The 9604-nt window shown below is 74.1% G+C and carries 8 protein-coding genes; 7 read left to right on the forward strand and 1 reads right to left on the reverse strand.

All coding sequences use genetic code 11. From position 1 onward, the window contains the following. Positions 1-40 precede the first annotated feature (40 nt). Complete coding sequence (locus AB0399_RS39645) at positions 41-1036, reverse strand: Gfo/Idh/MocA family oxidoreductase (protein WP_366414586.1); 996 nt, start codon at positions 1034-1036, stop codon at positions 41-43. A 162-nt stretch (positions 1037-1198) separates the two neighbouring features. Between AB0399_RS39645 and AB0399_RS39650 the strand changes: the two genes are divergently transcribed. The 7 genes from AB0399_RS39650 to AB0399_RS39680 all read left to right on the forward strand — a co-directional run bounded on the left by AB0399_RS39650 (position 1199) and on the right by AB0399_RS39680 (position 9502). Beyond that, on the forward strand, positions 1199-1942 hold the full coding sequence (locus AB0399_RS39650) for a GntR family transcriptional regulator (protein ID WP_328460790.1): 744 nt from the start codon (positions 1199-1201) through the stop codon (positions 1940-1942). A gap of 275 nt (positions 1943-2217) precedes the next feature. Beyond that, complete coding sequence (locus AB0399_RS39655) at positions 2218-3138, forward strand: TIM barrel protein (RefSeq protein WP_366414587.1); 921 nt, start codon at positions 2218-2220, stop codon at positions 3136-3138. A gap of 5 nt (positions 3139-3143) precedes the next feature. Next, entirely contained in the window at positions 3144-4133 is a 990-nt protein-coding gene (iolC, locus tag AB0399_RS39660) for a 5-dehydro-2-deoxygluconokinase (protein ID WP_366414588.1), read from the forward strand. Beyond that, the gene (locus AB0399_RS39665) at positions 4133-5011 is read left to right on the forward strand and encodes a deoxyribose-phosphate aldolase (protein ID WP_328460784.1); all 879 of its coding nucleotides are present in this window, start codon (positions 4133-4135) and stop codon (positions 5009-5011) included. The genes iolC and AB0399_RS39665 overlap by 1 nt, the downstream gene beginning before the upstream one ends. Further along, positions 5008-5949: a 5-deoxy-glucuronate isomerase gene (gene iolB, locus AB0399_RS39670; protein WP_366414589.1), complete on the forward strand. Its 942-nt coding sequence runs from the start codon at positions 5008-5010 to the stop codon at positions 5947-5949. Before AB0399_RS39665 ends, iolB begins: the two co-directional genes overlap by 4 nt. Further along, positions 5946-8006: a 3D-(3,5/4)-trihydroxycyclohexane-1,2-dione acylhydrolase (decyclizing) gene (gene iolD / locus AB0399_RS39675; RefSeq protein ID WP_366414590.1), complete on the forward strand. Its 2061-nt coding sequence runs from the start codon at positions 5946-5948 to the stop codon at positions 8004-8006. Before iolB ends, iolD begins: the two co-directional genes overlap by 4 nt. Next, on the forward strand, positions 8003-9502 hold the full coding sequence (locus tag AB0399_RS39680) for a CoA-acylating methylmalonate-semialdehyde dehydrogenase (RefSeq protein WP_328460778.1): 1500 nt from the start codon (positions 8003-8005) through the stop codon (positions 9500-9502). Before iolD ends, AB0399_RS39680 begins: the two co-directional genes overlap by 4 nt. Positions 9503-9604 lie beyond the last annotated feature (102 nt).

Here is a 9604-nt window from a genome sequence, read left to right on the forward strand (position 1 = left end):
GCCCGGCCGCCGTCCGGTCGCTGTGCGTGCGGTCAGCCGCTCAGCCGGCCGCGCCCATCCGGACCGGGCGGCCCAGCTCGCGCGAGCGGGTGGCGGCCTCGGCGACGGCGAGCGCCGCGCGCGCGTCGTCCCCGGTGCACGGGCTCGGCCGGGTGCCGGCCACGACCTCGGTGAACGCGGCGAGTTCGTCCCGGTAGGCGTCCTGGAAGCGTTCCATGAAGCCGCCGTAGGGCGTGTCCGCGGGCCAGGCGGCGCCCTCGGCCGAGACCACCGGCGTCCGGTCGGTCAGGCCCGCGGCCAGCGTGCCCTTGGAGCCGCAGACTTCGAGCCGGACGTCGTATCCGGCGCCGTTGTAGCGGGTGGCGGTGCAGGTGGCGAGGGTGCCGTCGTCCAGGGTGAGCAGGGTGACGGCGGTGTCCACGTCGCCGGCCGCGGCGAAGAAGTCCTCGCCGCGGTTGGCGCCGGTGGCGTAGACCTCGGTGACCTCGCGGCCGGTGACCCAGCGGACGATGTCGTAGTCGTGCACGGAGCAGTCGCGGAAGATGCCGCCGGAGCCGGGGATGTAACCGGCGTGCGGGGGTGTCGGGTCGGAGGTGCAGGCGCGCAGGGTGTGGGTCCAGCCGAGCCGGCCGGCGGTGATCGCCTCGCGCAGGGCCAGATAACCGGCGTCGAAGCGGCGTTGGAAGCCGATCTGGAGCGGGACGGGGGCGTCGGCGGCCGCGGCGAGCACCGCGTCGGTCTCCTCCAGGGTGCCCGCCACCGGCTTCTCGCAGAAGGTGGGCAGCCCCGCCCGCTGGGCGGCGAGGATGAGGTCGGCGTGGAAGGCCGTCGGGGCGGCGATGACCACGCCGTCGAGGCCGGCGCCGAGCAGACCGTCGATGTCGCCCGCGAACTGCGCGCCGACGGTTTCGGCCACGGCGCGGGCGGAGTGTTCGTCGGCGTCGTGCAGCACGATGCCACTCACGGCGGGCAGGCCGGCGAGGGTGGCGGCGTGGAACGCGCCGATACGGCCCGTGCCTATGAGTCCGATGCGCATGTGCGGGTGCCTTTCGTGCGGGATGCCGGGAGCGGCATTCAGCTTTCTACTCTGTGGCGAATGACAAGGCAAGAGTTTGTTATGACATATGGACGTACAGAGCTTACACTGCATCATGCGTCATACTGGCCTGCGTCGGCAGAAGTTTCTGGAGGGGTGGAAGTGGATTCGCTCGCACAGCAGATCACCATCGACCGGGGCAGCCCGGTCCCGCTGTACTTCCAGTTCGCCCAGCAGCTGCAGGAACTCATCGAGTCCGGGGTGCTGCCGCCCGGCACCCGGCTGAGCAACGAGGTCGCGATGGCCGACCAGTTCGGGCTGTCCCGCCCGACGATGCGTCAGGCCATGCAACACCTGGTGGACAAGGGCCTGCTCGCCCGCAAGCGCGGCGTCGGCACCCAGGTGGTGGCCAACCGGATACGCCGGCAGCTGCAGTTCACCAGCCTCTACGAGGACCTGGAGCGCGAGCGGCGGCGCCCGGCCACCGAGGTGCTCTCGGTGGGCACCGTCCCCGCCGACCCCGCGGTCGCCGCCGCGCTCCATCTGGACGAGGGCGCCGAGGTGGTGGCGGTGCAGCGGCTGCGGCTCGCCGACGGGGAGCCGATCGCCCTGATGCACAACCACCTGCCGGCCGGCCTGGTCGAGCTCACCGCGGAGGCGCTGGCCGGAGCCGGGCTGTACCAGGTGCTGCGGCGCGCGGGCGTGGTCCTCGGCGTGGCCGAGCAGTCCATCGGCGCCCGCCGGGCCACCGCGGCCGAGGCCAGGCTGCTCGACGAGACCCGCGGCGCCACCCTGCTCACCATGGTCCGCACCGCGCAGGACGCGTCGGGACGGCCGGTCGAGTACGGCTCGCACGTCTACCGGGCCTCGCGGTACGCCTTCGAGATGACGGTCGCCGCGCACTGACCCGCGGGCGGCACGGCGACTCCTCTCACATCAGTCATAATGTCAGGACAAACTATTGACATGATGTCGAGCGGGAAGGCAGGCTCAGGGCAGACGCCCGGGCCCCGCGCCGCCGTTGGCCGCGGACCCGCGTCACACGGCACCGACCAGCACCGACCAGCAGCAGGTCACACGAACACCGACCGGGAAGAAGGGCACGCCATGCGGAGCACCAGGGCCGCCAGCGACAGCGCCACCGACGGGCTGAAGACCCGCCGGGCGAAGGGAGTCCGCCGGTGACCGCCCCGCTCGCCGCGCGTATCGCCGGCGCACCGATCTCCTGGGGCGTGTGCGAGGTCCCCGGCTGGGGCCACCAGCTCCCCCCGCAGGCGGTCCTGCCGCAGATGCGGGAACTGGGCCTGAGCGCCACCGAGTTCGGCCCCGACGGCTTCCTGCCCGCGGCCCCCGCGGAGAAGGCCGCCGTCCTCGCCTCCTACGGCCTGCGCGCCGTCGGCCAGTTCGTGCCCGTCGTCCTGCACGACCCCGGCCACGACCCGCTGCCCGAGGTCGAGACCGCGATCGCCGGCCTGGTGGCCGCCGACGCCGGCACCGTCGTCATCGCCGCCGCGACCGGGACCGACGGGTACGACGCCCGCCCGGTGCTCGACGACGCCGGCTGGGCGCTGCTGCTCGCCAACCTCGACCGGATCTCGCGGGCCGCCGCCCGCGCCGGCCTCACCGCGACCCTCCACCCGCACGTCGGCACGATGGTCGAGAGCGGCGAGGAGACCGAACGCGTCCTGCGCGGCAGCGGCATCGGGCTGTGTCTGGACACCGGCCACCTGCTCATCGGCGGCGGCGACCCGGTCGCCGTCGCGTCGCGCTGGCCCGGCCGTATCGCGCACGTCCACCTCAAGGACGTCCGGCTGGCGCTGGCCCGGCAGGTCCAGGCCGGTGCCGCCACCTACACCGCGGCCGTCGCCGACGGCATGTACGTCCCCCTCGGCACCGGTGACGTGGACATCGCGGCCATCGTCCGCATCCTGGAGAGCGCCGGCTACGGCGGCTGGTACGTACTGGAGCAGGACACCGTGCTGCGGGCGGCCCCCGGCGAGAGCGGTGGCGCCGACCCCGCCGCCGACGTCCGCGCCTGCGTCGCCTACCTGCTGTCGCTCGCCGGTGCCACGGCGGACCCGACCGCACCGGCGGGGGAGTGACCGCGGTGGCAGCGACGAGGGCAGCGGCCCACGACCTCATCACCATCGGCCGGACCGGCGTCGACATCTACCCGCTCGACCACGGCGTCGGGCTGGAAGAGGTGGACACCTTCCGGAAGTTCCTGGGCGGCAGCGCCACCAACGTCGCCGTCGCCGCGGCCCGGCACGGCCGCGACGCCGCCCTGATCACCCGCGTCGCCGACGACCCCTTCGGCCGCTACGTGCGCGCCGAGGCCGCCCGGCTCGGCGTCGACCCGTCCTACATCACCGCGATCACCGACCCGGACGGACCGCCCACCCCCGTCACGTTCTGCGAGGTCTTCCCCCCGGACGACTTCCCGCTGTACTTCTACCGGTACGGCACCGCGCCCGACCTGATGATCGAGCCCGGTGAACTGCCGCTGGACGCCGTGCGCGACACCGCCGTGCTGTGGGCCACCGTCACCGGCCTGTCCGCGGAGCCCAGCCGCGCCGCCCACTTCGCCGCCTGGCAGGCGCGCGGGCGGCGCGCCACCACCGTCCTCGACCTCGACTACCGCCCGATGTTCTGGGCGAGCGCCGAACAGGCCCGCGCCCAGGTGAGCCGCGCCCTGGAACACGTCACCGTCGCCGTCGGCAACCGCGAGGAGTGCGAGGTCGCCGTCGGCGAGACCGACCCCGGCCGCGCCGCCGACGCGCTGCTCGACCGCGGCCTGGAACTGGCCATCGTCAAGCAGGGCCCCAAGGGCGTGCTCGCCGCGACCCGGGACGAGCGCGTCGAGGTGGCGCCCTTCCCCGTACAGGTCGTCAACGGCCTCGGCGCCGGCGACGCCTTCGGCGGCGCCCTCGTACACGGCCTGCTCAGCGGCTGGGAACTGCGCCGCACCATCGAGTTCGCGAACGTGGCCGGCGCGCTGGTCGCCGCCCGCCTCGAATGCTCCACCGCCATGCCCACGACCGACGAGGTGGAGGACGCCCTCGCCTCCCGGGCGCGCCCTTCCGAAAGGACGCCTTGATGCACGCCGCACAGCTGACCGAGATCCGGGCCCGCGAGCCCGAACGCATCGGCCACGCGTGGCAGAAGCGCTCCCGGCGCCCCCTGCTCGGCACGGACGGCCGGCTGCTCATCGTGGCCGCCGACCACAGTGCCCGCGGCGCCCTGGGCGTGCGCGACGACGGCCTGGCCATGGCCAGCCGCAGCGACATGCTGGACCGCCTCACCACCGCGCTGTCCCGCCCGGGCGTGGACGGCGTCCTCAGCACCCCCGACCTGCTCGACGACCTGCTGCTCATGGGCGCCCTGGAGGACAAGGTCGTCATCGGCTCGATGAACCGCGGCGGCCTGCAAGGCGCCGCCTTCGAGTTCGACGACCGCTTCACCGCGTACACCCCCCGGGCCATCGCCGAACAGGGCCTGGACGGCGGCAAGACCCTCACCCGGATCTGCCTCGGCGAGCCCGCCACCGTGGCCACGCTGGAGGCGACCGCCGCCGCCGTCACCGAACTGGCGTCCCTCGGCCTGATGGCCATGGTCGAACCGTTCCTGTCGGTCCGTGAGGGAAGCCGCACCCGCAACCTGCTCGACCCCGACAGCGTCATGCGCTCCATCCACATAGCCAGCGGGCTCGGCGCCACCAGCGCCCGCACCTGGCTGAAGCTGCCGGTCGTCGACGAACTCGAACGGGTCCTGGACGCGACCACGCTGCCGACCCTCCTGCTCGGCGGCGACCCGGTGGGCGACCCGCAGGACACCTACGCCTCCTGGCAGGACGCCCTGCGCCTGCCCCAGGTCCGCGGCCTCGTCGTCGGGCGCGCCCTGCTCTACCCGCCGGACGGCGACGTGGCCGCCGCCGTGGACATCGCGGCCGAACTCACCCACGGGAGTGGCCGATGACCGACGAGAACCGCTGGGTGCTGCCCCGCGGCACGGCCGGCGCCGACGGCTGGGAACTGGCCGTCACCGCCGCCCACCCGGGCTGGCAGCACACCGCCCTGCGGGTGGCCGACCTGACCGGGACGGACAGCCGTACGGTCGAGGCCGGCCCCTGGGAGCACATCGTCGTACCGCTGTCCGGCGGCGTCCACGTCACCGCGCACGCGCCGGACGGCCAGGTGCACGAGACCGAACTCGACGGCCGCGCGGACGTCTTCGCCGGCCCCACCGACGTCGCCTACGTGCCCGCCGGCAGCCGGATCACCGTCCGGGCGGGCGGCGGTGGCGCGGCCCGTGTCGCCGTCGCCGGCGCCCTCGCGCCCGGCGGCGGGTCGCGCGCCTTCCGCCGTATCCCCGCCGCCGACGTGCCCGTCGAGCGGCGCGGCGCCGGCAGCGCCTCGCGCGAGGTCCGCAACTTCGGCACCCCCGCGGTGCTGGAGGCCGAGGCGATCATCGCCTGCGAGGTCATCACCCCGGCCGGCAACTGGAGTTCGTGGCCGCCGCACAAGCACGACGCCGAACGCCCGGGCGAGGAGACCGCCCTGGAGGAGATCTACTACTTCGAGACCCGGTCCGTCGACGACCGCTGCACCGACCCGGTCGGTTACCAGCGGGTGCACGCCTCGGCGGCCGACCGGCCGATCGACGTGCTGGCCGAAGTGCGCACCGGTGACGTCGTCCTGGTGCCGTACGGCTGGCACGGCCCGTCGGCGGCGGCGCCCGACGCCCACCTGTACTACCTGAACGTCATGGCGGGCCCCGGCCCCGAGCGGGCCTGGCTGATCTGCGACGACCCGGCCCACGCGCGGGTACGCGAGACCTGGGCGGACCAGCCGTTCGACCCGCGGCTCCCGCTGGCGGAGCCGCCGACACCTCCAGCAGCAGGGAAGGCGCGATGAGTACGGAGCAGGAAGCGACGACGGTGCGGCTGACGGTCGCCCAGGCGACGACCCGGTTCCTCGCCGCCCAGTGGACGGAGCGGGACGGCGTGCGGCGCCGGTTCTTCGCCGGCGTCTTCGGGATCTTCGGCCACGGCAACGTCGCCGGCCTCGGGCAGGCGCTGCTCCAGATGGAGCGGGAGTCCGGCGGCCACTCGCCGCTGCCCTACGTCCTCGCCCGCAACGAGCAGGCGATGGTGCACACGTCGGTCGGTTACGCGCGGCACGAGGACCGCCTGCGGAGCTGGGCCTGCACCGCCTCGATCGGCCCCGGCTCCACCAACATGCTGACCGGCGCGGCCCTGGCGACGATCAACCGCGTCCCGGTGCTGCTGCTGCCCTCCGACACCTTCGCCACCCGGGTCAGCGCGCCCGTCCTCCAGGAGCTGGAGCAGCCGTACGCGGCCGACGTGAGCGTCAACGACGCGTTCCGCCCGCTGTCCCGGTTCTTCGACCGGGTGAGCCGGCCCGAGCAGCTGCCGGCCGCGCTGCTCGGCGCGATGCGGGTGCTCACCGACCCCGCCGACACCGGCGCCGCGACGATCTCGCTGCCGCAGGACGTCCAAGCCGAGGCGTACGACTGGCCGGTGGAGCTGTTCGCCCCGCGCACCTGGCACATCGCCCGCCCGCCGGCCGAGGCCGCGCTGGTCGCGGCGGCGGCCGACCTGGTGCGCGGCGCCCGGCGGCCGATGGTCGTGGCCGGCGGCGGCGTCCACTACTCCGGCGCGGAGGAGGCGCTGGCCGCCTTCACCGAGGCGACCGGCATCCCCGTCGGCGAGACGCAGGCCGGCAAGGGCTCCCTGCCGCACGGCCACCCGCGGCTGATGGGCGCGGTCGGCTCGACCGGCACCACGGCCGCGAACGCGCTGGCCGCCGGCGCCGACCTGGTGATCGGGGTCGGCACCCGCTGGAGCGACTTCACCACCGCCTCCCGCACCGCCTTCCAGCAGCCCGGCGTGCGGTTCGTGAACATCAACGTGGCCGGACCCGACGCGGTCAAGCACGCGGGCCTGGCCGTCACGGCCGACGCGCGTGAGGCGCTGACCGCGCTGACCGAAGCCCTCGCCGGCCACCGCGTACCGGACTCCTACGAGCAGGAGCAGGCCGCCTTGTGGGCGGCGTGGGACGCGGAGGTCGAGGCCGCCTACCACCCGGACCCGGCCGTGACCGACCGCCTCGCCGAGGGTGTCCTCACCCAGAGCACCGTGCTGGGCCGGGTCAACGAACTGTCCGACCCGCGGGACGTGGTGCTGTGCGCGGCCGGCTCCATGCCCGGCGACCTGCACAAGCTGTGGCGGGTCCGGGACCGCAAGGGCTACCACGTCGAGTACGGCTACTCCTGCATGGGCTACGAGATCCCCGGCGCGATCGGGGTGCGGCTGGCCGACAGCACCCGGGACGTCTTCGCGATGGTCGGCGACGGCGGCTACCTGATGATGCCGACCGAACTGGCCACCGCCGTCCAGGAACGCGTCAAGATCATCGTGGTCCTCGTGCAGAACAACGGCTTCCACTCCATCGGTTCGCTGTCGGAGTCGCTCGGCTCGCAGCGGTTCGGCACCCAGTACCGCTACCGCGGCGCCGGGGGCGGCCTCGACGGCGCCCACCTGCCGACCGACCTCGCCGCCAACGCCCGCAGCCTCGGCGCCCACGTCATCGAGGTGCACTCCGAGGCCGGGCTGGAGGCCGCCATCGCGGCGGCCAAGGCATGGCCGGCCGACGGCGGTCCCGTCGTCATCCACGTCGAGACCGACCCGCTGGTGCCGGCGCCCGACAGCGCGAGCTGGTGGGACGTGCCGGTCAGCGAGGTCTCGACCCTCGACTCCACCCAGCAGGCGCACCGCGCGTACGTCCGCCACAAGGAGGACCAACGCACGCTCCTCGCCCCGGGCGACGCCACCCCGGCCGCCGACGCCGGCAGCCACCGCGACGACCCCCACGAAGGAGACGCCGCCGGGAACCGACCGGCCGCGACGTCCCGCCCGCACCCCGCACCCCCCGGAAGGAGCCAGCCGTGAGCGACCCGCGGCGCATCACCCACCTCATCGACGGACGCCCGTGGCAGGGCACCGCCGAACGGACCGGCCCGGTCTTCAACCCGGCCACCGGCGAGCAGTCCGGCACCGTCGACCTCGCCTCGGCCGAACTCGTCGGCGCCGCCGTCACCTCCGCCAAGACCGCCTGGCAGCAGTGGCGTTCGACGTCGCTGGCCAAGCGGACCCAGGTGCTCTTCGCCTTCCGCCAGCTCCTGCACGAGCGCAAGGAGGAGATCGCCGCCCTGGTGACCGCCGAGCACGGCAAGGTCCTGGCCGACGCGGTCGGCGAGGTCACCCGCGGCCTGGAGGTGGCCGAGTTCGCCTGCGGCATACCGCACCTGCTCAAGGGCGGCTTCACCGAGAACGCCTCCACCGCGGTCGACGTCCACTCGGTCCGGCAGCCGCTCGGCGTCGTCGCGGTGATCTCGCCGTTCAACTTCCCCGTGATGGTGCCGATGTGGTTCGTGCCCCTCGCGATCGCCTGCGGCAACGCGGTGGTGCTCAAGCCGAGCGAGAAGGACCCGAGCGCGACGCTCGCCATGGCGGCGCTGTGGCAGGAGGCCGGCCTGCCCGACGGCGTGCTCCAGGTCGTCTGCGGCGACAAGGAGGCCGTGGACGCGCTGCTCACCCACGAGGACGTCGCGGCGGTCTCCTTCGTCGGCTCGACGCCCGTCGCGCGGTACGTCTACGAGACGGGCACCGCCCACGGCAAGCGCGTCCAGGCGCTGGGCGGGGCGAAGAACCACATGCTCGTCCTCCCCGACGCCGACCTCGACCTGGCCGCGGACGCCGCCGTCAACGCCGGGTTCGGCTCCGCCGGCGAGCGCTGCATGGCCGTCTCCGCGCTGGTCGCCGTCGAACCGGTCGCCGACGAGCTGGTGGCCAAGATCACCGAACGGATGGGCGGGCTGCGCACGGGCGACGGCACCCGGGGCTGCGACATGGGTCCCCTGGTCACCCGGCAGCACCGCGACAAGGTCGCCTCCTACGTCACCGCGGGAGTCGAGGCCGGCGCGAAGCTCGTCGTGGACGGCAGCACAGGTGAGTTCGACGCCGACGGCGACGGCTTCTTCCTGGCCCCGACCCTCTTCGACCACGTCCGCCCGGGCATGCCGGTCTACGACGACGAGATCTTCGGCCCGGTGCTGTCCGTGGTCCGCGTCGCCTCCTACGACGAGGGCCTGCGCCTGATCAACGCCAACCCCTACGGCAACGGCACCTCGATCTTCACCAACGACGGCGGCGCCGCCCGGCGCTTCCAGTACGAGGTGGAGGTCGGCATGGTCGGCGTCAACGTGCCGATCCCCGTCCCGGTGTCGTACTTCTCCTTCGGGGGCTGGAAGAACAGCCTCTTCGGCGACACGCACGCCCACGGCACCGAGGGCGTGCACTTCTTCACCCGCGGCAAGGTCATCACCTCCCGCTGGCTGGACCCGAGCCACGGCGGCATCAACCTGGGCTTCCCCCAGAACGACTGACCGCCCGGCAGACCGGCGCGGGGGGGGGGAGGGCCGCGCCGGGGGGGGGGGGCCGCCGCCCCGGCCGCGGGGGGGCGGGAGCCCCTCGGACCCCCCGGTGGA

The organism is Streptomyces sp. NPDC088194 (genome assembly GCF_040702025.1).
GTDB lineage: Bacteria > Actinomycetota > Actinomycetes > Streptomycetales > Streptomycetaceae > Actinacidiphila.